This is a genomic window from Micromonospora sp. NPDC050495 (assembly GCF_040655175.1).
Lineage (GTDB): Bacteria > Actinomycetota > Actinomycetes > Mycobacteriales > Micromonosporaceae > Micromonospora.
Map to the genome: position 1 here is coordinate 214,664 of NZ_JBFAJK010000005.1, position 23,936 is coordinate 238,599.

The following is a 23,936-nucleotide window of genomic DNA, read 5'->3' on the forward strand; positions in this document are numbered from 1 at the left end:
CAGGGCCGGGAGGGGTCAGGCCGGGGTGGAGTGGTTGGTGGGGGCGCGGCGTTGGGCGAAGGCGGCGAAGGCCGTGAGGGAATCCGGGTTGGCCAGGGCGCCCTTGGCGGCGGCGCGGTCGACCGGGGTGCCGGTCAGGATCTTCTTGACCGGGACCTCCAGCTTCTTCGCCGAGAGGGTGCGCGGGACCGCGCGGACCTGGTGGATCTCGTCGGGCACGTGCCGGGGCGACAGCGCGGTCCGCAGCTCGCGGCAGATCAGGCGGCGCAGCGCGTCGTCGAGCTCCAGCCCGTCCGCGAGCACCACGAAGAGCAGCAGCTCGCCGGCGCCGCCCTCGTCGTCCTCCAGGTGCACGACCACCGAGTCGACCACCTCGTCCAGCCCCTCCACCACCGAGTAGAACTCGGCGGTGCCGAGCCGCACGCCACCCCGGTTCAGGGTGGCGTCGGAGCGGCCGGTGATCACGCAGCCGCCGCGCTCGTTGATGGTGATCCAGTCGCCGTGCCGCCAGACCCCCGGATAGACCTCGAAGTACGCCTCGCGGTAGCGGGAGCCGTCGGTGTCGTTCCAGAACCCCACCGGCATGCTCGGCATCGGCTCGGTGATCACCAGCTCGCCGAGCTGGCCGATGACCGGGCTGCCGTCGCCCGAGCGGGCCTCCACCTTCGCGCCGAGCGCCCGGCAGGTGATCTCGCCGGCGTGCACCGGCAGCAGCGGCACCCCACCGACGAAGCCGGTGCAGACGTCGGTGCCGCCGGAGAGCGACTGGAGCTGAAGGTGGTCGCTGACGTTCTCGTACACCCAGGTGAAGCCCTCGGCGGGCAGCGGCGCGCCGGTCGAGCCGAGGCCGCGCAGCGCGCCGAAATCGGCGATCTCGCGCGGCACCAGGCCGGCCTTGCGGCAGGCCAGCAGGAACGGCGCGGACGTGCCGAAATAAGTCGTGCCGGTCGTCGCGGCCAGCCGCCACAGCGCACCCAGGTCCGGGTGGCCGGGGTTGCCGTCGAAGAGCACGATCGTCGCGCCCACCGCCGGGCCGGAGACCAGGAAGTTCCACATCATCCAGCCGGTGGTGGTGAACCAGAAGAACCGGTCCGCCGGGCCCAGGTCGTGCTGCAGGGCCAGCATCTTCAGGTGCTCCAGCAGGATGCCCCCGTGGCCGTGCACGATCGGCTTCGGCAGGCCGGTCGTGCCGGAGGAGTAGAGCACGTAGAGCGGGTGGTCGAAGGGCACGGGCGTGAAGGTCAGCGGCTCGTCGGTCGCCGCCGCCAGCTCCGCCCAGGGGATCGCCCCCGGCGAACCCGCGCCGGCCGGGTCGAGGTACCCGATGTCGACGGTGTGCCGCAGCGACGGCAGCGCGGCCCGGATCGCGGCCACCTCGCCGCGCCGGTCGACGGGCTTGTCGCCGTACCGGTAGCCGTCGACGGCCACCAGGACCTTCGGCTCGATCTGCTGCCAGCGGTCGGTGACACTGCGGGTGCCGAACTCGGGCGCGCAGGAGGAGAAGATCGCGCCCAGGCTGGCGGTGGCCAGCAGCAGCACGAACGTCTCCGGGATGTTCGGCGCGTACACGGCCACCCGGTCGCCGCGGCCGACGCCGAGCCGGCGCAGCCCGGCCGCCACCCGGCGGACCTGCTCGCGCAACTCGGCGGCGGTCAGCGTCTCGGGCGCCCGGGTCTGCCCGTGCGCGACCACCACCGGGTCGTCGTCGCCCCGGCCGGGCATCCGCAGCACGTTCTCGGCGTAGTTGAGGGTGGCGCCGGGGAACCACCGGGCGCCGGGCATGGCCCGGTCGGCCAGGGTCGCCGTCGGCGGGGTGTGCGCGATCACCTCGAAGTAGTCCCAGATCGAGCGCCAGAAGGCGTCCAGGTCGGTCACCGACCAGCGCCACAACGCGTCGTAGTCGGCGAACTCGAGGCCCCGGTGCGACGCCAGCCAGCGCAGGTAGTCACCGATCCGGGACCGCTCACGCACGTCGGCCGGCGGCGTCCACAGCACGTCACCCACTGATCCCACCCTCCCTGAGGCCCGTCACCACACTGTGCCTGGGCCTGGCGCAATCTTGCCCTACCCCGCCTGGCCATTGTCCGCACCGGGTGGCGCCGGCGGGGCGTGGCCGGGCCACACCCCGCGGCGGCAGGCTGTGTGGATCCGGCGCTCAGCCGGCGCGGTGCGCCTGGATCGCGCGCCGGCGGGCGAGCCGGTGGGCGCGGCGGATCTCCGCCTCCCGGTAGCGCCGCTCGTCCTCCGCCGTCTCCGGCAGCACCGGCCGCACCGGGCGGGGCGCGCCGCCCACGTCCACCCCCACGAAGACCAGGTACGCGGTGGCCACCCGCACCGGCTCGTCCTCGGCCGAGTCCCAGCGCTCGGCGACCACCTTCACCCCGATCTCCATCGAGGTGTGCCCGGTCCAGTTCACCTGGGCGTGCGCGTGCACCAGGTCGCCCACCCGGACCGGCTCGGAGAAGACGATCTCGTCGATCGACGCGGTGACCGCGGTGCCCCCGCTGTGCCGGGCGGCGGCCGCCCCGGCGACGTCGTCGACGAACTTCATCAGTACCCCACCGTGCACGGTCCCGTACAGATTGACATCGACGGCAGTCATGATCCGACTGAGCGTTACCCGGGAGTACGAGGTCGGCTTGCCCGCCGGCACGGTGGAGGGGTGATCTGTCATGGCGGAAACGGTACGGTGCGCGGATGCGACATCTCTGGAGCTTCCTCGCCGGGTTGGTGGTGGCGCCCGTCACCTGGGTGCTCGTCACCCTCGGTCAGGACGGATCAGGACGCACCGTCCACCGCTGGGTGGAACTCGGTACGTACAGCACACCCAACCTGATCGAGCCGGCCGTCTACCTCGGCGTCGCCGGCATCCTGCTCGGCCTGCTCGCCACGCTGCGCTTCTCGCCGCTCGGTCCGCTCACGGCCGGGCTGCTGCTGGCCGTCCCGTACCTCGGGATGTTCGTCGCGCCGTTCACCGTGCGTGACGCGGTCCCGCAGAACTGGAAGATGCTCGGGGACCCGCTGCCGCTGCGCCAGCCGTTGGAGAACGGCACGCTGTTCCTCATCGGCGTGCTGCTGCTGATGGCCGTGTTCAGCGTGCAGCGCTGGCGGCGGTGGCCCGACCAGCCCACGGCCGAGGCGGAGCTGACCGCGGCCGCCAAGCCGGCCGAGCCCAGCCCCTCGCTCGGCGACTGGCCGCCGTCCGACGCGACCAAGGACACCGCCCCGCTGACCCTGGGCTATCCCGAGACCCCCACCGAACCCCTGCCCCGCCGCACCGGCGGCGAGTCGCCGTGGTCCGCGCCCCCGCGCCCCGCGAGCCGACCGGAGGGCACCACCGAGTTCCGCTGAACGCCCGCGGGCGGGCCGGCACCCCGGCCCGCCCGCCCGACCTGCCGGGTCAGCCCTTGAGCAGCTGGCGCGCCATGACGATGCGCTGCACCTGGTTGGTGCCCTCGTAGATCTGGGTGATCTTGGCGTCCCGCATCATCCGCTCGACCGGGTAGTCGCGGGTGTAGCCGTAGCCACCGAGCAACTGCACGGCGTCGGTGGTGATCTCCATGGCGGCGTCCGAGGCGAAGCACTTCGCGGCCGCACCGAAGTAGGTCAGGTCGGCGTCGCCCCGCTCCGACTTGCCGGCGGCGGCGTAGGTGAGCTGGCGGGCCGCCTCCAGCTTCATGCCCATGTCGGCGAGCATGAACTGGATGCCCTGGAAGTCCGCGACCGGCTTGCCGAACTGCTTGCGCTCCTGGATGTACCCCTTGGCGTAGTCCAGCGCGCCCTGGGCGATCCCGACCGCCTGGGCGGCGATGGTCACCCGGGTGTGATCCAGGGTCCGCATCGCGGTGGCGAAACCGGTGCCCTCGGCACCGATCATCCGGTCCGCCGGGATCCGCACGTTGTCGAAGTAGACCTCGCGGGTCGGCGAGCCCTTGATGCCGAGCTTCTTCTCCGGCGCGCCGAAGCTCACCCCGGCGTCCGACTTCTCCACCACGAAGGCCGAGATGCCCCTGGAACGGGCTGTGGGATCGGTCACCGCAAAGACCGTGTAGTACTCCGAGACGCCCGCGTTGGTGATCCACCGCTTCACGCCGTTGAGCACCCAGTGGTCGCCGTCCCGGACCGCCTTGGTGGTCATCGAGGCGGCGTCGCTGCCCGCCTCCGGCTCGGAGAGGCAGTACGAGAACATCGCGTCGCCCGCGGCGACCGGGGTGAGGTACTTCCGCTTGAGCTCCTCCGAGCCGGCCAGCAGCAGCGGCATGGTGCCCAGCTTGTTCACCGCCGGGATCAGCGAGGACGAGGCGCAGGCCCGGGCGACCTCCTCGATCACGATGGCCGTGGCCAGCGCGTCCGCGCCGGCGCCGCCGTACTCGACGGGGATGTGCGGGGCGTGGAAGTCGGCGGCCCGCAGCGCGTCGTAGGACGCCTTCGGGAACTCACCGGTCTCGTCCGCCTCGGCGGCGTGCGGGGCGACCTTCGCCGCACAGACCTCACGGACCGCCTCCCGGACCGCCTCGTGCTCCTCCGGCAACCGGTAAACGTCGAACGACTGCTCTGCGGCCATGTCGGCCCTCCCCTTCACCGCTAAAATGCGCAGTCTGTGACGCCCGGAGGCCGCCGACTGCCGCAGACTGAAGGATAGCGACCAGGGTTCAGCCGGACCTTACCGGCGGGTAGGCTCGCGCACGACAGGCGCCGAGACGGCACAACTACCCTCACCCGAAGACAGACGACCCCTCGGTGCCGGGCGTGGCGCCCAGCCGATCGCGACGCAACGAAGCGCCGCCAGTGCGAGCGGAGAGACAGGCGTGACGATTCCGTACCCGAACACCCAGCCGGTACCGGCCATCGCCGCGGTGACCCCGCCCTCGGGTGCGGCCCGGCCCCGGGTCACGTTCCTGGGCACCGGGTACCTCGGTGCGACGTACGCGATCTGCTACGCCGAACTGGGCTACGAGGTGCTCGGCTTCGACGTCGACGCTGACAAGATCGCCAAGCTGAACGCCGGCGAGGTGCCGATCCACGAGCCCGGCCTGGACGAGCTGCTGCGGCGCAACCTGGCCGCCGGCCGGCTGCGGTTCAGCACCGACATCCAGGAGACCGCCGACTTCGGCGACGTGCACTTCATCTGCGTGGGCACCCCCCAGCGGGCCGACGGCATGGGCGCCGACCTCTCCTACGTCGAGGCGTCGGTGACCAACCTCGCCCAGCACCTGACCCGCAAGGCGCTGATCGTGGGAAAGTCGACCGTCCCGGTCGGCACCGCCGAGTGGGTGGAACAGCTCGTCGGCAAGCACACCCCGGTGGACCTGGGCGTCGAGGTGGCCTGGAGCCCCGAGTTCCTCCAGGAGGGCTTCGCCGTCGACGACGTGCTGCGCCCCAACCGGATCGTGGTCGGGGTCAAGAGCGAGTGGGCCAACGGCATGCTCTACGCCGCGCACAAGGGCGTCTTCGACCTCGCCGCCACCGAGGACCGCGAGGTTCCGCTGGTGGTCACCGACTTCGCCACCGCCGAGCTGGTCAAGGTCGCCGCGAACGCCTTCCTGGCCACCAAGATCTCCTTCATCAACGCGATGGCCGAGGTCTGCGAGGCCGCCGGCGGTGACGTCACCCAGCTGGCCCGCTCGATCGGCTACGACCCCCGGATCGGCAACCGCTTCCTCCAGGCCGGCCTCGGCTTCGGCGGCGCCTGCCTGCCCAAGGACATCCGCGCGTTCCAGGCCCGCGCCCAGGAGCTGGGCGCCGGCGAGGCGCTGCGCTTCCTGCACGAGGTCGACCTGATCAACCTGCGCCGGCGGACCCGGGTGCTCCAGCTCGCCGCCGAACTGCTCGGCCGCCGCTCCGGCCCGGCCGGCCCGGACCTCTCCGGCACCCGGATCGCCGTGCTCGGCGCCACCTTCAAGCCGAACACCGACGACGTCCGGGACGCTCCGGCACTCGCGGTCGCCTCGCTGCTGCACAAGGCCGGCGCCGAGGTGCACGTGTTCGACCCGCAGGGCCTGGAGAACGCCCGCCGGGCGGTGCCCGAGCTGGCGTACGAGACGAGCATGACCGACGCGGTCCACGAGGCCGACCTGGTCTGCGTGCTCACCGAGTGGGCCGACTTCCGCAACGCCGACCCGGTCGCCCTCGGCGACCTGGTCAACGGCCGCAAGGTGGTCGACGCCCGCAACTGCCTCGACTCGACACTGTGGACCCAGGCCGGCTGGGAGTACCGGGGCATGGGCCGCCCCTGACCGCGTCGCCCGACGCCGGCCGTGGACCCGCGCCACGGCCGGCGTCTTTTTGTGTCCCGAACGCGCCGACAATTGTCGAAATCCGCGCCCGGTCAAGGCATGCTGCGACTGTGGAGGTCCGCGCAGCGGGCCGGCCGGACGGAGGATGTCGTGCAGACCTTCAGGTGCGCCTCGTGCGGGCGGGAGATCAAGCCGGCCGTGATCTGCCCGCACTGCGGGGCGGACCAGCCACAGTGGGCCGAGCACCTGGCGGACATCGAGCGGTCCATCGCGGAGATGAAGGCGCGTGACGCCGAGATCGCCCGCGAGCAGCGGCAGATCGCGGCCAAGATGCAGGCCGCCCTCTTCCAGCGGGACATCCTCGCGCACGCCGGTGAGGAGCGGATCAAGCAGGCCACCCGGCCCCGCCGGGTGCTGCGCCGCCGGCCCGGCCGGCGCCCGCCGACGGCCACCACCGGCGCGCCGCCCAGGGTGCCCCGCCAGGGCACCCCGCCGCCCGCCCCGGACGACCTCCCGCCGCCCCGGGTCCGGGCACAGTGGCTCGACGTGGACGACCCGGAGCACCCGCCGGAGGCGTCCTCCCGGGAGGTGCAGAACATCCCCCTCGGGCTCGGCGCGCTGCTGCTCGGCGTCGCGGCCGTGGTCTTCGCCGCGGTCGCCACCAGCTCCATGGACGCGCTGGCCCGGCTCGGCGTGCTGCTGGTGGCCACCGTGCTCATGCTGCTCGCGCCCCCCGTGCTGGCCCGCCGCGGCCTCACCTCGACCGCGGAGACCATCGCCGCGGTGGGCCTGCTGCTGCTCCCGCTGGCCGGGTACGCGCTCTGGGCCGTGGACCGGATCGGCGGCGCCACCTCCGGCCCCGCCTTCGCCGGGTCGATCTTCCTGGTCACCACCGTGGTCGCCGTCGGCTACGCGTACGCGACGGGGCTGCGCGCGCCCCGCTTCGCCACCGTCCTCGCCGCGCAGCCGGTGCTGCCGCTGCTGACGTACGAGCGGATCACCGGGCCGGCCGGCTGGGCGCTGGTGCTGACCGTGGTGGCGGTGGCCGACCTCGCCCTGGTCCGCTCGGCGGTGGTGGTCGAACGCCCCGTCCGGCGGGACCTGCCCACCCCGCCGCCGGCCCCGGTCCCGCCCCGGCAACGGGCCACGGACGAGCGGCCCGAGGCGGCCCCGGAGGAGGCGGCCGAGGTGCTCGGCGGGGAGCCGGGCGGCGACCCGGTGACCGCGCCCGCCCGGCCGGTGCCCTGGCTGCGCGAGCTGACCTGGCTGCTGCACGGCACGGCGGTCGCCGTCGCCCTGGCGTACGCGGTCACCGCGCTGCTGCGCGCCGTCACGGTGCCGACCGCCGCCGGGGCGGGGGTGGTGCTGCTGCTGGCCGCGCTGGTCGGGCTGACCGGCACCCTGGTGCTGCGCCGGCCGCCGCTGCCCGACCTGGGCGCCGGCATCGTCACGCTCGCGGTGATCGGCGCGCTGGGCCGGGTCGCCTCGGTCGCCTTCCCCGGCCGGTCCCTGCTGCTCATCGCGGCGGTCATCGCGCTGACCGGGTTCGCGGTCCGGGCCGTGCCGGAGGCCGCCCGGCGGGGCCCGCAACTCGCCTCGGCGGTCGCGCTGACGGTCAGCGGGCTCGTGGTGGCCGGCGGCGCGCTCCGCGCCGGCCTGGCCCCGGTGCGCGCGGCGCTGCCCGCCTGGTCGGCCGACCTGAGCGGGTGGCACGCCGAGCTGGCCACGGCAGTCGGGCCGACCGGCTGGCAGCTCGCCGCGAGCGCGCTGCTGCTCACCGTCGCCGCGGTGATCGCCCTGCCGCCGGAGATCCGGCGCGAGTTCGCGGTGGTCGGGGCGGCGCTGACCGCCCTCGCCGTGCCGGCCTCCCTCGGCCTGGGCTGGGCCGCCGCCTGCTGGCCGATGCTGCTCACCGCGGTGGCCATCGGGGTGCTCGGGCTCTCCGCCGGATCGCGGCGTGCCGCGGTGGCGCACGCGGTCACCGCCGCCGGGCTCGGCCTGGTCGGCGCGGGCGCCGCGCTCGCCCGGCCGGCGCTCACCGCGGCGGCGCTGACCCTGCTCTTCCTGGCCAGCGCGCTCGTCTCGCTGGCGCCCCGGGTCCGGATCGCCGCCACCGCCGCCGACACGGTGTCCGGCTGGGCCGCCGGCGGCGCCGCGTTCGCGCTGCCCGGGGCGGTGGCCGCGTTCGTCGCCGCCACCGAACCGGCCGCGCCGGCCCGCACCGCGGCCGACCTGCGCGAGCTGACCGTCCCGATCCTCGCGGCGAGCTTCCTCGGCGTCTGCGTCACGCTCGGCTACGCCGCCGTCGTCCAGGTCGCCCAGCGGCATCTCAGCGCCCCGCACGCGGTCGGCACCGTGCTGGGCGCCGTGGCGGTCGCCGCCGCCGGGTTCGGCGCGCCGGGCGCCACCGCCGCCGACGCCTGGGTGGGTGGCCTGCTCCTGCTCGCCGCCGCGCTGCTGGCGCTGGCACCCCGGATCGACGCGGGCCGCCGCTCCGACCTGACGCTGGACGGCTCCGACCTGGCCCTGGCGGCGACCACGGCGGCGCTCATCGCCACCCTGGTCCGGATCACCGCGGTGCTCGCGCCCGGCGGCCAGCTCGTGGTGGCGGCCGCGCTGGTGCTGGTGGTGGCCGTCGCCGCCCGTGCCCTGCCCGAGGAGTGGCGGCGCGGGCCGATCCTCGGCGTCACCATCGGCGGCACGCTGATCGGCCTGCTCGCCGGCTGGACCGCGCTGCGCGGCGGCGTCGGTGTGCTCGCCACCCCCGGCCCGATCTGGGCCGGTGACCTCACCGGCTGGCCGGCCGCGCCCACCGGTGGGGCGACCTGGCAGGCCCCGGTGGCGCTGGCCCTGCTGGCGGTGACCGCCGGCATCCTGCTGCCGCCGCCCTGGCGCTACGACGTGTCCGGCGTCGCCGCCGTGCTCGCCACCATCGGCGCGCCGGCCGCCTTCGACCTGCCCTGGTGGTCGCCGGTGCTGGTGGGGGCCATGGTTGCCACGGTGTTCGGGATGGCGGCGGTGGCCGCGGCCGATCCGCGGGCCGCGCTGTCCCGGGCCACCGTGGCCGGGGTGGTCGCCCTGCACGCGGCCGGGGCCGGGCTGGTCCGGCCGTGGACCACCGCGCTGGCCCTGGGCAGCATCGTGTTGATCGGGGTGGTGGTGGCGGCCCTGGCCCGGGCGATCGCCCCGTCGCTGGTCGAGGACGTCCGCTCCGAGGGGATGCCCGGGCACCTGGTGCAGGTGGGGGGCGCGGCGCTGGGCGCCGCCCTGCTCGCGCTGCCCGGTGCGGTCGCCGCCCTGGCCGCCGAGTACGGGCGTTCCCCCCAGGTGGTGCTGACCGCCGCGCTCGCCGCGTCCAGCATCGGCCTGGCCGCCGTCGCGGCCGCCCGCCGGCAGATCCCGCAGTACCTGCCGTACGCGAGCGTCGCCGTGGCGGGCGGCGCCACGGTGAGCGCGATCGCCGCCGTCATCACCCACCTGCCGTCCGGCGTGTACGCGGCCGCGGCGGCGCTGCTCGGTGTCCTCGCCGAACTGGTCCGCGCCGCCACCGTCCCGCCGGCCGGCTCGGCCCAGCCGGTCCGCCGTTGGTCGGTGCTGCTGAACGGGGCACTGCGCCGCGACGGCGACACCGACCTGCGCTGGCGGGTCAGCCCGGCCGCCGGTGCGCTCGCCGCGGCCCTGCTGCCGACCGCGCTCGCCCTGGTCACGCTGCTCCCGCCGCTGGTCGTGGCGCTGGTCGGGCCGATGGAGGTGCTGTCCCGGGTGTGGCAGGGCCCGCCGCCCGAACTGCTCACCCCGCCGGCCGACGCGGTCGATCCGACCCACGTGCTGACCGCGTTCCTGCTGACCGTGACGGCGGCGCTCGCCGCGACCGGCTTCAGCGGCGGGCGGCGCAGTCGGGCGGTGCCGGTGGTGCTCCCGGGCGCGGCGGTGACGCTGCTGATCACGCCGGTGGCGCTGGGCCAGGGCTGGCCGGAGACCGCTCTGGCCGGGCTGGCCGTCTTCACCATCGCCATGCTGGGCCTGGCGTTGACCCCGCCCCCGCCGCTGGTCGAGCCGGCCCGCTCGATCCGGGTCGCCCGGGTGCTGGTGTTCGCGATCGGGCTGGCCGCCGGGGGCGCCGGGCTGGCCGGCAGCCTCGCCACCCGGGAGTTGACCCTCTTCACGCTGGGCGGGGCGGTCGGCGTCGGGGCGGTGGCCGCGTTCTTCGGCACCACCCAGCGGGCCCGCATCCTCGGCTGGCTGTTCGGCTCGCTGATGGCCGAGCTGTTCGTGCTCACCCTCGGCCTGGTCGCCGGGCTCGCCGCGGTCTGGTCGGCGTTCGGGGTGCTGGCCGTGGGCGCGGCGCTCCAGGTCTTCGCCGCCACCCTCCCCCGGTTGCGCCGGCCCGAGGCCTACCGGGAGGCGGCCACCGTCGAGTGGACCGGGTACGCCGCCGCGCTCATCGCGCTCGCCCTCGCGTACGACTCGCCCCGGCACATCGCCGCGCTGCTGGCCGCCTGGGGCGCCGTGCTCGGGGTGGCCGCCACCCGGCCCGGCCGCCGGCCGGTGGAGCGGCGGATCCTGTTCTGGGCGGTGGTGGTCTGCGAGATCAGCGCCTGGTGGATCCTGATGCGGGTGGCCGAGGTGGCGCTGCCGGAGGCGTACACGCTGCCGTTCGCCGCGCTCGCCCTGCTGGTGGGGGTGCTGGAGCTGCGCCACCGGCCGGACCTGTCGAGCTGGGTGGCGTACGGGCCGGCGCTGGTCGCCGCCTTCCTGCCGACGCTGGCGATCGTGGTGGCCACCGACTCCACCATGCTGCGCCAGGTGCTGCTGCTGCTCGGCGCGGTGGCGGTGCTGATCTTCGGGTCGATGACCCGGCAGCAGGCCCCGGTGATCGTCGGCGCCTCGGTCACCGCGATCGCCGCCGTGCACGCGCTGATCAGTCTCGGACCGTGGGTGGTGCTGATCCCCGTCGGCATCGTGCTGCTGGTGCTCGGCGCCAGCAACGAGCGCCGCCGCCGCGCCCAGGAGCGCCTGCAGACCGCGCTGCGCGGCATGCGCTGACCCCGCCGACGCCCTTGATCCGCCCCGAATGCCGCAAGTCGGGGCCTCCGGAGCGGCGGTAGCCCCAACCTGCCGCAAACCGAGTCGATCAAGCGGGCCGGCGGCCGGACGACCAGGCCGGGCCGAGGCGGCCAGGCCAGGCCGGGCCAGACGGGGCCGGACCGGGCCAGACCGGGCCGAGGCGGGGACAGGCCGAGGCGGGGCCAGGCCGGGCCAGGCCGGGCCAGGCCGGGCCAATGCGGGGCCAGGCCGGGGCCGGGGTGTCAGGACAGGGAGGCGCGGAGGGCGGCGTCCTTCTCGGCGACCAGCTTCTCCAGGCTCGCCTGGTAGTCGGCCATCCGCTTGAGCAGCGCCGGGTCGGACGCGCCCAGGATGCGCACGGCGAGCAGGCCGGCGTTGCGGGCGTTGCCGATGGAGACCGTGGCCACCGGCACGCCGGCCGGCATCTGGACGATGGAGAGCAGCGAGTCCATCCCGTCCAGGTGCTTCAGCGGCACCGGCACGCCGATCACCGGCAGCGGGGTGACCGAGGCGACCATGCCCGGCAGGGCGGCCGCGCCGCCGGCCCCCGCGATGATCACCTTCACGCCCCGGTCGGCGGCGTCCCGGCCGTACTCGATCATCTTGACCGGGGTCCGGTGCGCGGAGATCACCTGGACCTCGTACGGCACGCCGAACTCGTCCAGCACCTCGGCGGCGGCCTTCATGGTCGGCCAGTCCGAGTCGCTGCCCATGATCAGCCCGACGGTGCTCACTCTGGTTGTCCCTTCGTCCGCGGCTGCGGGGCTCGCAGGCTCACTCCGCGCGCTCACTGATGTCCGTCGCGCAGCCAGCGGGCGGCTCGCGCGGCGCGGGCCCGTACGTCGGCCAGGTCGGCGCCGAGCACGGTGACGTGCCCGATCTTGCGGCCCGGGCGCACCTGCTTGCCGTACAGGTGGACCTTGGCGCCGGGCTCGGCGGCGAAGAGGTGGTGCAGCCGCTCGTCGAGGGAGATGCCGCCCGGCTCGCCGCCGAGCACGTTCGCCATCACGACGACCGGCGCGGTGAGCGAGGTGTCGCCCATCGGGTAGTCGAGCACGGCCCGCAGGTGCTGCTCGAACTGCGAGGTCCGGGCCCCCTCGATGGTCCAGTGGCCGGAGTTGTGCGGCCGCATGGCCAGCTCGTTGACGATCAGCCCGTCGGGCGTCTCGAACAGCTCCACGGCGAGCAGGCCGACGACGCCGAGTGCGGTGGCCAGGTCGATGGCGAGCTGCTGGGCGGCGAGCGCCTGCTCCTCGGCCAGGCCGGGCGCGGGGGCCAGCACCTCGACGCAGATGCCGTCCTGCTGCACCGTCTCCACCACCGGGTACGCGGCGACCTGCCCGAACGGCGAGCGGGCCACCTGCACGGCCAGCTCCCGGCGCAGCGCCACCCGCTCTTCGACGATCAGCGGGGTGCCGCCGGCGAGCAGCGTCGCGGCCAGTTCCTCGGCCTGGACCGCGTCGTCGACCAGCCAGACGCCGCGGCCGTCGTAGCCGCCCCGGGCCGCCTTGAGCACCACCGGCCAGCCGACCTCCGCGCCGAAGGCGACCAGGTCGGCGGGCTGCTCGACCGGACGCCACGCCGGATTCGGCGCACCCAGCTCACCGAGGCGCTCCCGCATCACCCGCTTGTCCTGGGCGTGCACCAGCGCCTCGGCGGGCGGGAAGAGCTTCGCCCCCTCCTCGGTGAGGGTGCGGATGTGCGCGTTGGGCACGTGCTCGTGGTCGAAGGTGACCACGTCGCAGCCCTTGGCGAAGGTGCGCAGCGCGGCCAGGTCGGTGTGGTCGCCGTACTGGACGTCGGCGGCGACCAGGGCGGCGCCGTCGTCCGGGGCGAGCGCGAGCACGCGCAGCGACTGGCCGAGGGCGATGGCGGCCTGGTGGGTCATCCGGGCCAACTGGCCACCGCCCACCATGCCGACGACAGGCAGTCCGGTACGGGAATCCATAGCGCCGCCAGCCTATCCGGGGCGGTGCTCGCACCGCCCCGGAGGGCCGAGGGTGCGGCGGGTGATCAGCCGACGGCGGTCACCGCGATCCGGCGCGGGGCGCGGGCGATCTCCCGCACGGTGGCCCGGGCGATCAGCGCGGAGCCGATCACGGTCGGGGCGAGCCAGGCGATCAGGTTGCCGTCGGTCATCTGCACGGCGAACCCGGTGACGAAGGCGATCACCGTGCTGCCCATCAGGTTGAGGTGCCAGATCCGCCAGCCGCGCGGGCCGAGGCGGCGCGGGCGGCGGCGGGCGATCAGGACGCCGCCCACCAGCCAGCCGAGGGTGAGTGCGCCGAGCACCGCCAGCCCCCACAACCGGGCCGGATCGAGGGCGAAGAGGCCGAGCGCGCTGAGGCTGAGGCCGAGGGCGGCGCCCGCGTAGACCCGGCCGAGCCGGGGGTGCCGGCCCCGCCGTTTCGGAGCGAGCAGCACGGGCAGGGCGAGCAGCAGCCCGAGGCTGCCGCTGACCGCGTGGACGACAACGAGAAACGTACCCATGACAGCCTCCCCCGCCAGCCGACCTCCCACTGTGGGAGGTCGCCGAAGCCAGCATGCGACCTGACACAATGGGATGTCAAGCATCATTCGAAGGAGCATCCGATGCCGGACCGGCCGCTGAACGCCACCGCCGCCTCCCTGCTGGGCTTCCTGCACGACGGCCCGATGACCGGCTGGGACCTGGTCGAGTACGCGCAGCAGCGGATCGGCGGATTCTGGTCCCTGACCCAGAGCCAGGTCTACCGGGAACTGGCCGCGATGGCCGCCGCCGGGCTGGTCCGGGCCGGCGAGCGGGGGCGGCGCGACCGGCAGCCCTACGAGATCACCGAGGCCGGCCGCGCGGCCTTCGCCGAGTGGGCCGCCAACCCCCCGGCGGAGGAGGCCATCCGGTTCCCGCTGCTGCTGACGGTGCTCTTCGGCCGGCACCTGCCGCCGGAGCGGCTGGCGGAATACCTGGCCACCCACCGGGCCACCCACGCCGACCGGCTCGCCGGGTACGAGGCGGTGGCCGCCGCGCTGCCCGCGGAGGCCGACGACATCGACCCCTACTCGGTGGCGACGCTGCGGTTCGGGCTGGCCTACGAGCGGGCGGTCCTCGACTGGTTCGACGCCCTGCCGGGGCCACTGCGCCCAGCGGACGGGCACGGCGAAGCCCCCGCGGGAGGCGCGGCCACCCCGCCCGCCGCCGATTGACATGATCAGGGCATGAGCACCCGCGACCTGCTGCGCGGGCTTCCCGTGCTCGCACACGAGATGCCCCCGTTCGACCCCGCCGACACGCCCGACGCCCCGGTTCCGCTCTTCGCCTCCTGGCTGGCCGGGGCGATCGACGCCGGCGCGGACGAACCACATGCGATGACCGTCTCGACCGTCGACGCCGACGGCTGGCCGGACGCGCGGGTGCTCATCCTCAAGGATCTGGACGCCGCCGGGTGGCACTTCGCCACCACCTCGACCAGCGCCAAGGGGCGGCAACTCGCCGCCAACCCGCGGCTCGCGCTCAGCTTCCACTGGCGGGAGCAGGGCCGGCAGGTCCGGGTACGCGGCACCGCCCGACCCGCCGATCCCGACGTGTCCCGGCGGGACTTCCTGGCCCGGCCGGAGGGCTCCCGGATCGCGACCCTGGCCGGCCGGCAGAGCGCCGTCCTGCCCGACCGGGCCGAACTGGACCGGGAGCTGGCCGCGGTGCGCGCCCGACTGGCCGCCGACCCGGACCTGGTCGCCGAGGGGCACACGGTCTACACGGTCACCCCCGAGACGGTCGAGTTCTGGCAGGCCGACCGGGAGCGCCGGCACGTCCGGCTGCGCTACCGCCGGGCCGCGGAAGGCTGGGAGCGCGAGCTGCTCTGGCCGTGACCGCTCAGCCGAGCTCGGCGACCAGCTCGTCGACCGAGGTCACCGGCCGCTGGCAGACGAAACTCCGGCACACGTACGCGGCCGGCCGCCCGTCGACCAGCGGTCGGTCCGCCAGCAGCGGCACCCCGGGCTGGTCGGGGCGACCCGCCACCACCACCGCGCCGGGCGGGGCGTGCCGGTGCGCGGCCGCCAGCAGCGGCTCGCCGACCGGGTCGTCGGTCACCACGGCGATCTCGTACGGGCCGGAGAGCAGCGCCTCGCCGACAGCCGCCGCGTACCCGGTGAACCGGGCGTGCCGGCCGACGATCGGCGCGACGGTCGACAGGGCCGCCTCGGCCGCCTCCCGGTAGCGCGGCTCCCCGGTCAGCGCCGCGTACGCGACCAGCGCCGCCACGATCGCCGAGCGGCCGGACGGGGTGGCGTTGTCGGTCGGGTCGGCCGGCCGGGTGACCAGCCGCTCGGCGTCGTCGGCGGTGTCGTAGAAGCCGCCGTCCGGCGCGGCGAACCGGGCCAGCGCCACGTCGAGCAGCTCACCGGCCAGCGCCAGCCAGCGCCCCTCGCCGGTGAGCTGGTGCAGGGCGCAGAACGCCTCGGCCACGCAGCCGTAGTCCTCCAGCACGCCGGCCGGCTCGCCGACCACCTTGTCCCGGGAGACCCGGCGCAGCCGCCCGTCCACGATGTGCACGCTGGCCAGGTGCTCGGCGGTGTCCCGCATGGCCCCGTCGGCGACGATGGTGACGCCCTCCATCAGGTTGGCGTCCTCGTCGTCGGGGGACGCGTAGAGCGCGGCGACCTGCTGGAACTCGGCGATCGCGGTGATCGCCAACCCGTTCCAGGCGGCCACCACCTTGTCGTCCCGGGCCGGCTGCGGGCGGGTGTCCCGGGCGGCGAGCAGCCGCGCCACCACGTCCTGCCAGCGGCTCCGCACCGCCGGGTCGGCGTCGTCCACGTCCCGGGCCAGCCGCAGCACGCTGGTGCCGTGTTCGACGAGCCTCCTGCCGTCCGGAGTGCCGTCTTGCGGCGCGGAGGCGGAATGAGGCTCGAAGGTGCCCTGCTCGGTCACCCCGAACAGGTCGGCGGCGAAGCGGCCGTCCTCCTCCCCCAGCACCTCGACGAGCTGGGCCGGCGTCCAGACGTAGGTGAGACCCTCGACGCCCGCGGTGTCGGCGTCCAGCGCGGACGCGAAGCCCTCACCGGGCTTGTGCAGCTCGTCGGCGAGGAAACGGGCGGTGTCCCGGGCCACCCGGCGGGCCAGCCGGTCACCGGTGAGCCGCCACAGCTGGGTGTAGACCCGCAGCAGCAGGGCGTTGTCGTAGAGCATCTTCTCGAAGTGCGGCACGGTCCAGTGGCCGTCCACCGAGTAGCGGGCGAACCCGCCGGCGAGCTGGTCGTGCAGGCCGCCGCGGGCCATCGCCTCGGCGGTGTGCCGGGTGATCTCCAGGCTGCGGGCCGAGCCGGTGCGCTGGTGGTGCCGGAGCAGGAAGAGCAGGTTCATGTGCGGCGGGAACTTCGGCGCACCGCCGAACCCGCCGTTGGTCTCGTCGTACTCCTGCGCGAGCTGGGCGGCGGCGGCGTCGAGCAGGTCGGCGGTGAGCGGGGCGGTCAGGCCGCCCACGGCCTGCGCGCCGCCGATCGCCTCGACCACGGCGGCGCCCTGGCGCAGCACCGCCTCCCGCTGGTCCCGCCAGGCGCTGGCGACCGAGCCGAGCAGCCGGACGAAGTTGGGCCGGGGGAAGTACGTGCCACAGAAGAACGGGGTGCCGTCCGGGGCGGCGAAGACCGTCATCGGCCAGCCGCCCTGCCCGGTCATCGCCTGCGTGGCGGTCATGTAGACCGCGTCCACGTCGGGCCGCTCCTCCCGGTCGACCTTCACGCAGACGAAGTCGTCGTTCATCAGCCGGGCCACGGCCTCGTTCTCGAAGGACTCGTGGGCCATCACGTGGCACCAGTGGCAGGCCGCGTAGCCCACCGAGATGAGCACCGGCACGTCGCGCCGTTTCGCCTCGGCGAACGCCTCCTCGCCCCACGGCCACCAGTCGACCGGGTTGTCGGCGTGCTGGAGCAGGTACGGGGACGTGGCGTCGGCGAGTCGGTTCACCCGACGACCATAACCAGACCCGACGCCCGCCGTCGGGTCACCCGCGGACGGGTCCGGGACGCTGGCTGCCGCACGCACCCGTCCGGGACAACGGCCGCCGCCGGCCGCGCCCCCCGGGGGTCAGGAGGCGCCGTCGGCGCGGAGCGGGAAGACGTTGCCCTGGGCGTTGTCGCGCAGCGACCCCAGCACCGCCCCGATCTTGTCCGCCGGCATCGGCTTGAAGAAGTGGTAACCCTGCGCCGAGGTGCAGCCCAGCTCCGCCAGCGCGGTCCGCTGCTCGGCGGTCTCCACCCCCTCGGCCACCACCCGCAGGCCCAGCTCCTGGGCGAGCCCGACCGTGGTCCGGACGATCGCCGCCGCCTCCGGCGAGTCGGCCATCCGGAGCACGAAGGACCGGTCCACCTTCAGCTCGTCCACCGCGATCCGGGTCAGGAAGGTCAGCGACGAGAACCCGGTGCCGAAGTCGTCGACGGCCAGCTGCACGCCCATCGTCCGGAGGGTGGTCAGCACCTCGTCGATGACCTCCAGCTCGCTCATCACCACCGTCTCGGTGATCTCCAGGACCAGCCGGCGCGGCGGGACCTGGTGCCGGCGCAGCGCGTCGCCGATCTCGCCGGGCAGCCGTGGGTCGAGCAGGCTACGCGCCGAGAGGTTGACCGAGATCGGCACGTCCAGCCCTTCGCGGGCCCAGTCGGCGGCCACCGCGAGCGCCTTGTCCAGCACGTACCGGGTGAAGGTGCCGAGCTGCTCGCTGTTCTCCACCGGCCGGATGAAGTCGGCCGGGCCGAGCCAACCCCGGCGCGGGTGCTGCCAGCGGATCAGCGCCTCCACCCCGGTCGGCGCGCCGGTGGTCAGGTCCACCGCCGGCTGCAACGCCAGCACCAGCTGGTCGTCGGCCTCCAGCGCCTCCCGCAGCTCGGCGAGGAGCGCCAGGTGGTCGGTGCTCGCCGCGTCCCGGGAGCTGTCGTACGCGGCGACGCTGCCGCCGCCCTCCTTCGCCTGGTACATGGCGATGTCGGCCCGGCGCAGCAGCTCGGTCATGTCGGCGGTACCCGCGTCGGCGACCACCACCCCGACGGCCACCTCGACGGACATCCGCACCCCGGCCACCTCGGTCGGCGCGGCCAGCCGCTCGGCGATCTCCCGGGCCTGGCGCAGCGCGTACGCGATCGGGGCGGTCCGGTCGTCGAGCACCGGGACCGCGGTCAGCAGCAGGGCGAACTCGTCGCCGCCGAGCCGGCCGAGCAGGTCGCCGGGGCGGGCCAGGGCGGCCAGCCGGCTCGCGGTCAGCCGGAGCAGTTGGTCGCCCGCGGCGTGCCCCAGGGTGTCGTTGACCTCCTTGAACTGGTTCACGTCGAGCAGCAGCAGCGCCACCGGATGATCGTGCGCGAGCTGCCGCAGCGCCTGGTCGCCCTTGGTGAGCAGGGCGGCCCGGTTGAGCAGCCCGGTGAGCTGGTCGTGCACCGCCTCGTACGACGAGCGGGCGGTGACCAGCCGCAGCTCCCGGTGGGTGGCGGCGTCGTGCAGGGCGGCGGCCAGGGCGTCGCCGAACGCGGCCACCCCGTCCCGCTCCCGGGCGCTCGGCGGGGCGGACCGGGGGAAGTGCACCCGCAGCCGGCCCACCTCGGCGCTGCCCACCGTGAGCGACCGCACCAGCTCGTGCTCCCCGGCGCCGGCCGTGGCCGGGGGTGTGATCTCGCGGTCGCGCACCTGACCGCCCGCGTCGGCCCGGTAGCGCCGCCACCGGCCGTCGCCCCGGGCCACGTCCACTTCGACCAGTTCGGCGCCGAACAGCGACAGCGCGCCGGACACCGCGGCCGTCGCCACGCCCCGCTCGTCGAGCTGGTTGAGCGCGGCGGTGGCCTCGGCGAACGCCCGCCAGGTGCGCCGCTCCTGGTCGGCCCGGAGCCGGTGCCGGTAGGTCTGCTGGAGCAGCCAGAGCGGCGGCGGCAGGAGCAGCAGCCAGCGGGCGTCCAGCTCGAGCAGGGTGACCACCACCAGGCCGACGGCCACGTTCCCGACGAACATCAGCAGCTTGCCGCGGAGCGCCGCGAGCAGCGGCGGGCCGATCGGGATGCCGTGCCGCAACGCCAGCGTGGCCCCGCCCAACCAGACGGTGGTCAACAGGTACGTCACCGAGCCGGCGACCAGCGCGAGGGCCAGTTCGGGGGTCGGCGCGGCCAGCAGCGGCCGGCCGAGCGCGGTGGCCACCACCGCGGCGAGCGCCGCGGCGGCGGTCAACGAGCCGATGATCCGGACCAGCTCCAGCACCGGGCGGCGGTCGGCGAGCAGCGACATCGCCGTCCAGGCGGCCCCGACGCCGAGCAGGGTCGCGGCCGGCAGCCAGCCGGCCGGCGCGACGTAGAGGCAGACGACCAGCGCCGCCTCGCCCCAGGTGATGCTGACCATCCCGGTCGCGGTGCGGAACCGCAGGCGGGCGAGCTGGGCCACGGCGACCGCGGCGACCGCGATGCCGAAGCGGGCGGCCGGCGGCAGCGGATCGTCCGGTGGCAGGGACGCGGGACCGGTGAGCCCCAGCACGGTGGCCACCAGGGCGGTCACCGCGACGGCGCCGGTCAGCAGGAGAACACCGACCGGCGTGCCGCGCAGGCCGAGCCGGTCGGGGCGGTCACCGCCCCTGCCGGAGGTCACGGGCCCACCCCGTCCGGCGGTGGTCCGAGGGCACGGCGGGCGGCCACGGCTGCCACGAACATCGGCGCCCCCCTTCCGCGCACGGCTCAGGGACTTTTGGTCCCCCGGCGGAAGGCTAAGCCAAAGCCGGTGGTCGCAACAGGGGGCGACGACCGGCTTCGACGTGATTCATGCGCCGACTACCCGTTTCGGCGCTGCTCGGAGCCGTTGGGAGCCCCCGGGTGCGATTCCTGCGCGGTGGGCCCGTCTGTCGGATCGGCGACTGCCGCGTCGGTCCGGGTGTGGTCGGCCGGACCGCCCTGCTGGGGGAACCGGTCCGGCAGCCGACGCAGCCGGGCGTTCATGTTGCGGATCAGCAGGATGGTGGCGGCGGCGAGCAGCAGGATGAGGAAGAGACCCATCGGACCGGCCAGCCCACCCGTACGGGTGTCACCGAAGTTGTTCTCCGCGAGCACCTGGGCGGTGGTCAGCATGGTGTTCCTCCGATATGTGGCTGCCCACCAGGGTAGCCCCCCCGCCGGATCAGCAGGCATGGGCCGTCTCCCGGACCCCGGCGAAGAGGTCCGACTCGGGCAGCGGGCTGTCCACCAACGAGCGGGCGAGCTGGTAGTCCTCCGTCGGCCAGGCGCGCTGCTGCAGGTCCATGGGCACCTGGAACCAGAAGCCGTCCGGGTCGATCTGGGTGGCGTGGGCGCGCAGCGCGTCGTCGCGGACCGGGAAGTATTCCGCGCACTCCACCCGGGTGGTGATCCGGCCGCCCTTGTCCTCCCGGTCCTCCCAGCGCTTCATCCAGTCGCCGTACGGCGACTCCAGGCCGGCGGCGAGCATCCCCTCGTGCAGCGCCATGATCTTCGCCCGGGAGAACCCGATGTCGTAGTAAAGCTTCAACGGCTGCCACGGCTCGCCCAGCTCGGGGTAGCGCTCCGGGTCGCCCGCGGCCTCGAACGCGGCCACCGTCACCTGGTGGGTCATGATGTGGTCCGGGTGCGGGTAGCCGCCCTCCTCGTCGTAGGTGGTGACGACGTGCGGGCGGAACTGGCGCATCAGCCGCACCAGCGGGGCGGCCGCGACCTCGACGTCCTGCAGCGCGAAGCAGCCCCCGGGCAGCGGCGGCAGCGGGTCGCCCTCGGGCAGCCCGGAGTCGACGAAGCCGAGCCAGGCCTGCTCGATGCCGAGGATCGCGCGGGCCGCGTCCATCTCGGCCCGGCGGATCTCGCCGATGTTGGCCCAGACGTCCGGCCGGTCCATCTTCGGGTTGAGCACGCTGCCCCGCTCGCCACCGGTGCAGGTGACGACCAGGACATCCACCCCCTCGGCGACGTATTTCGCCGTGGTCGCGGCGCCCTTGCTCGACTCGTCGTCGGGATGGGCGTGCACCGCCATGAGACGCAACTGCTGGGCCACCTTCGGCTCCTCGTCTGTGCCGGCCGGTCGGACCCGCCCGGGCCGGACCGGCTGACCTGCCGGAATCTCCCCCCGCGCCCGCGAAAGCCCCCGTGCTGGCCGGCCGGTGCCGCGCCCGACCTGCCATCCTTGACTCAGCGCCGGGCTGGGAAGATGGACTCTGCCATTCTTGCCGATGCCGCCGACAACAACGCCAGGAGATACCCGCCGGTGAGCGAGACGCACGCCACAATCGCACCGGGTGAGCCGGTCTTCCCGCCCGGCCGCTACGGCCGCCGCCGGGAGCCCGGCCGCCGCCGTCCGCTGTTGCCGGCCCTGGTGGCGGTCGTGCTGCTGGCCGTCCTCGGGCTGGCCGCCGCGAAGCTCTACCGCCAGTACGGCGACCCCGACTACCGCGCCGAGGTGATCACCTACACCGGGATCACCGACTCCCGGGTGGTGGTCGACTTCCGGGTCACCGTGCCGCCCGGCGGTTCGGCGACCTGCCTGCTGCGGGCCCGCGCCCACGACGGCGCCGAGGTGGGACACGTCGAAGCGACCGTGACCGCCGCCGCCGGCCAGCGGCACGTCACCGCGCAGCAGGAGGTGCCCACCACCGCCCGGCCCTTCATCGGCGAGGTGCTGCGCTGCCGCCCGGCCGGCTGACCGGCCCGGACCCGGCTTTTCACCCCCGGCAGCGGGGGTGATCGGCGACACCCCGTGGTGTGCGGCACTGGTAACTTGGAAGTTCACCTGTCAGCCAGTCCGTACCAACCGAGGAGACCGCCTGTGTCCACCAAAGGCAACGAGGCGCCCGCCACCTGGCTGTCCCAGGACGCATACGACCGCCTGAAGGCTGAGCTCGACGAGCACATCGCCAACCGGCCGGTCATCGCCGCCGAGATCAACGCCCGGCGCGAAGAGGGCGACCTGCGGGAGAACGGTGGCTACCACGCCGCCCGGGAAGAGCAGGGCAAGGCCGAGGGGCGCATCCGCTACCTCCAGGAGCTGCTGCGCACCGCCAAGGTGGGCGAGGCGCCGACCGCCGACGCGGTGTCGCCCGGCATGGTGGTGACGATCTACTTCGACGACGACGCCAACGACACGGAGACCTTCCTGCTCGGCTCCCGGGAGATCGCCTCCACCACCGACCTGACCGTCTACAGCCCCGAGTCGGCGCTCGGCAAGGCGATCCTCGGCGGCAAGGCGGGCCAGACCTGCACCTACACGGCGCCCAGCGGCGCCGACATCAAGGTGACGGTGGTCAAGTTCGAGCCGTTCTCCGGCTAGCAGACATCCGGACCCGCGCCGGGTGGCTCGGGTCCGACCCGACCGAGGCTGACAGGCTCCTCGGACCCGAGCCACACCGCGAACGCCCCGGCTGACCGGCCGGGGCGTTCGCGTTCCCGCCGGCCGGCGCGGCTCACGACTCGGCCGCGAAGACCACCTGGTAGCCGCTGGCCCGCAGGGCGCTGATCAACGTGTCCGAGTGCTCCACCCCGCGGGTCTCCACCGACAGGGCCACCTCCACCTCGCCCAGGCGCAGGTGCGGGTTCGCCCGCTGGTGCTCGACGTCCACCACGTTGGCCCGGTGCTCGGCGATCTCGCTGAGCAGTGACGCGAGCTGGCCCGGCCGGTCCGTGCAGCGCACCGTGACCCGCAGGTAGCGGCCGGCGGCCGCCAGGCCGTGCTCGATCACCCGGAGCATGAGCAGCGGGTCGATGTTGCCGCCGGAGAGCACCGCCACCACCGGCGTCCGCACCCCCTCGACCACCCCGGCCAGCAGCGCCGCCACGCCGACCGCCCCGGCCGGCTCGACCACCTGCTTACCCCGCTCCAGCAGCATCAGCAGCGCCCGGGAGATGTCCTCCTCGGAGACCGTGACGATCTCGTCGACCAGCTTGCGGACGTGGGTGAAGGTCAGCTCGCCGGGGCGGCCCACCGCGATGCCGTCGGCGATGGTCGAGAAGGAGGGCAGGCGTACCGGCTCGCCGGCCTTGAGCGAGGGCGGGAAGGCGGCGGCGCTCGCCGCCTGCACCCCGATCACGCGTACGTCGGGGCGCAGCGCCTTGGCCGCCACCGCCATCCCGGAGATCAGGCCACCGCCGCCCACCCCGGTCACGATCGTCTTGACGTCCGGGCACTGTTCGAGGATCTCCAGCGCCACCGTGCCCTGGCCCGCGATGACGTCCGCGTGGTCGAACGGGTGGATGAACACCGCCCCGGTCCGCTCCGCGTAGGTCTGCGCCGCGACGAGCGCCTCGTCCACCGTGTTGCCGACCAGCTCGACCGAGGCGCCGTACCCCTTGGTGGCGGCCACCTTCGGCAGCGGGGCGTTCACCGGCATGAAGACCGTGGCGTGCGTGCCGACCAGCCCGGCGGCGAGCGCCACCCCCTGCGCGTGGTTGCCCGCGCTCGCCGCGACCACGCCACGGTCCCGCTCCGCCGGGGAGAGCCGGGAGATCCGCACGTACGCGCCGCGCACCTTGTACGACCCGGCGCGTTGCAGGTTCTCGCACTTCAACCACACCGGGCCGCCCAGTGCGGCGCTCAACGGCCGGGAAGGCTCCAGCGGCGTGGTCCGGGTGACCCCGGCGAGCAGCTCCCGCGCGGCCTGTACGTCGGCGAGACCGACCAGTTCCGTCATGCCCCGA

The 23,936-nt window shown here is 74.6% G+C and carries 18 protein-coding genes; 7 read left to right on the forward strand and 11 right to left on the reverse strand.

Going from position 1 to position 23,936, the window contains the following annotated elements; genetic code table 11:
• Positions 1-15 precede the first annotated feature (15 nt).
• Positions 16-2,004, reverse strand: coding sequence for an acetoacetate--CoA ligase (locus AB0I11_RS09045; protein WP_357315762.1), 1,989 nt, complete (start codon positions 2,002-2,004; stop codon positions 16-18).
• 151 nt (positions 2,005-2,155) lie between these two features.
• Positions 2,156-2,674: an acyl-CoA thioesterase gene (locus AB0I11_RS09050; protein ID WP_357315765.1), complete on the reverse strand. Its 519-nt coding sequence runs from the start codon at positions 2,672-2,674 to the stop codon at positions 2,156-2,158.
• Positions 2,675-2,697: 23 nt separating this feature from the next.
• On the opposite strand from AB0I11_RS09050, the gene AB0I11_RS09055 reads away from it, so the two are divergent.
• Positions 2,698-3,351 carry a hypothetical protein gene (locus AB0I11_RS09055; protein ID WP_357315768.1) on the forward strand — a complete coding sequence of 218 codons (654 nt, stop codon included), beginning with the start codon at positions 2,698-2,700 and terminating at the stop codon, positions 3,349-3,351.
• A gap of 49 nt (positions 3,352-3,400) precedes the next feature.
• On the opposite strand, the gene AB0I11_RS09060 is transcribed toward AB0I11_RS09055, so the two are convergent.
• Positions 3,401-4,564, reverse strand: coding sequence for an acyl-CoA dehydrogenase family protein (locus AB0I11_RS09060; protein WP_357315771.1), 1,164 nt, complete (start codon positions 4,562-4,564; stop codon positions 3,401-3,403).
• Between the two features lie 244 nt (positions 4,565-4,808).
• On the opposite strand from AB0I11_RS09060, the gene AB0I11_RS09065 reads away from it, so the two are divergent.
• Together AB0I11_RS09065 and AB0I11_RS09070 are read left to right on the forward strand one after the other, a co-directional pair.
• On the forward strand, positions 4,809-6,236 hold the full coding sequence (locus AB0I11_RS09065; protein ID WP_357315774.1) for a UDP-glucose/GDP-mannose dehydrogenase family protein: 1,428 nt from the start codon (positions 4,809-4,811) through the stop codon (positions 6,234-6,236).
• Positions 6,237-6,386: 150 nt separating this feature from the next.
• Positions 6,387-11,282, forward strand: coding sequence for a permease (locus AB0I11_RS09070; protein ID WP_357315777.1), 4,896 nt, complete (start codon positions 6,387-6,389; stop codon positions 11,280-11,282).
• Between the two features lie 263 nt (positions 11,283-11,545).
• Here AB0I11_RS09070 and purE read toward each other — a convergent pair whose 3' ends face one another.
• From purE to AB0I11_RS09085, 3 genes are all read right to left on the reverse strand, one after another.
• On the reverse strand, positions 11,546-12,037 hold the full coding sequence (purE, locus tag AB0I11_RS09075; protein ID WP_357315780.1) for a 5-(carboxyamino)imidazole ribonucleotide mutase: 492 nt from the start codon (positions 12,035-12,037) through the stop codon (positions 11,546-11,548).
• A gap of 53 nt (positions 12,038-12,090) precedes the next feature.
• Positions 12,091-13,251: a 5-(carboxyamino)imidazole ribonucleotide synthase gene (locus tag AB0I11_RS09080; RefSeq protein WP_357315783.1), complete on the reverse strand. Its 1,161-nt coding sequence runs from the start codon at positions 13,249-13,251 to the stop codon at positions 12,091-12,093.
• A gap of 65 nt (positions 13,252-13,316) precedes the next feature.
• Positions 13,317-13,793, reverse strand: coding sequence for a hypothetical protein (locus tag AB0I11_RS09085; RefSeq protein ID WP_357315786.1), 477 nt, complete (start codon positions 13,791-13,793; stop codon positions 13,317-13,319).
• A gap of 102 nt (positions 13,794-13,895) precedes the next feature.
• On the opposite strand from AB0I11_RS09085, the gene AB0I11_RS09090 reads away from it, so the two are divergent.
• Together AB0I11_RS09090 and AB0I11_RS09095 are read left to right on the forward strand one after the other, a co-directional pair.
• A complete protein-coding gene (locus AB0I11_RS09090) occupies positions 13,896-14,486 on the forward strand; it encodes a PadR family transcriptional regulator (RefSeq protein ID WP_357315789.1) in 591 nt (196 codons plus the stop codon).
• A 12-nt stretch (positions 14,487-14,498) separates the two neighbouring features.
• Entirely contained in the window at positions 14,499-15,149 is a 651-nt protein-coding gene (locus tag AB0I11_RS09095) for a pyridoxal 5'-phosphate synthase (RefSeq protein ID WP_357315794.1), read from the forward strand.
• Between the two features lie 4 nt (positions 15,150-15,153).
• On the opposite strand, the gene AB0I11_RS09100 is transcribed toward AB0I11_RS09095, so the two are convergent.
• From AB0I11_RS09100 to mca, 4 genes are all read right to left on the reverse strand, one after another.
• Positions 15,154-17,247, reverse strand: coding sequence for a thioredoxin domain-containing protein (locus tag AB0I11_RS09100; protein ID WP_357315798.1), 2,094 nt, complete (start codon positions 17,245-17,247; stop codon positions 15,154-15,156).
• A 120-nt stretch (positions 17,248-17,367) separates the two neighbouring features.
• The gene (locus tag AB0I11_RS09105; protein ID WP_357315906.1) at positions 17,368-19,857 is read right to left on the reverse strand and encodes a bifunctional diguanylate cyclase/phosphodiesterase; all 2,490 of its coding nucleotides are present in this window, start codon (positions 19,855-19,857) and stop codon (positions 17,368-17,370) included.
• 221 nt (positions 19,858-20,078) lie between these two features.
• Complete coding sequence (locus AB0I11_RS09110) at positions 20,079-20,372, reverse strand: hypothetical protein (protein WP_357315801.1); 294 nt, start codon at positions 20,370-20,372, stop codon at positions 20,079-20,081.
• A 49-nt stretch (positions 20,373-20,421) separates the two neighbouring features.
• Positions 20,422-21,303 (reverse strand): mycothiol conjugate amidase Mca, encoded by an 882-nt coding sequence (gene mca / locus AB0I11_RS09115; RefSeq protein WP_357315804.1) that lies wholly within the window; start codon positions 21,301-21,303, stop codon positions 20,422-20,424.
• Between the two features lie 210 nt (positions 21,304-21,513).
• Here mca and AB0I11_RS09120 point away from each other — a divergent pair, with 210 nt between their 5' ends.
• Complete coding sequence (locus AB0I11_RS09120; RefSeq protein WP_357315807.1) at positions 21,514-21,948, forward strand: DUF4307 domain-containing protein; 435 nt, start codon at positions 21,514-21,516, stop codon at positions 21,946-21,948.
• A gap of 123 nt (positions 21,949-22,071) precedes the next feature.
• Positions 22,072-22,572: a transcription elongation factor GreA gene (gene greA, locus AB0I11_RS09125; protein WP_357315810.1), complete on the forward strand. Its 501-nt coding sequence runs from the start codon at positions 22,072-22,074 to the stop codon at positions 22,570-22,572.
• A 133-nt stretch (positions 22,573-22,705) separates the two neighbouring features.
• Here greA and ilvA read toward each other — a convergent pair whose 3' ends face one another.
• Positions 22,706-23,929, reverse strand: coding sequence for a threonine ammonia-lyase (gene ilvA, locus AB0I11_RS09130; RefSeq protein ID WP_357315813.1), 1,224 nt, complete (start codon positions 23,927-23,929; stop codon positions 22,706-22,708).
• Positions 23,930-23,936: the final 7 nt, after the last annotated feature.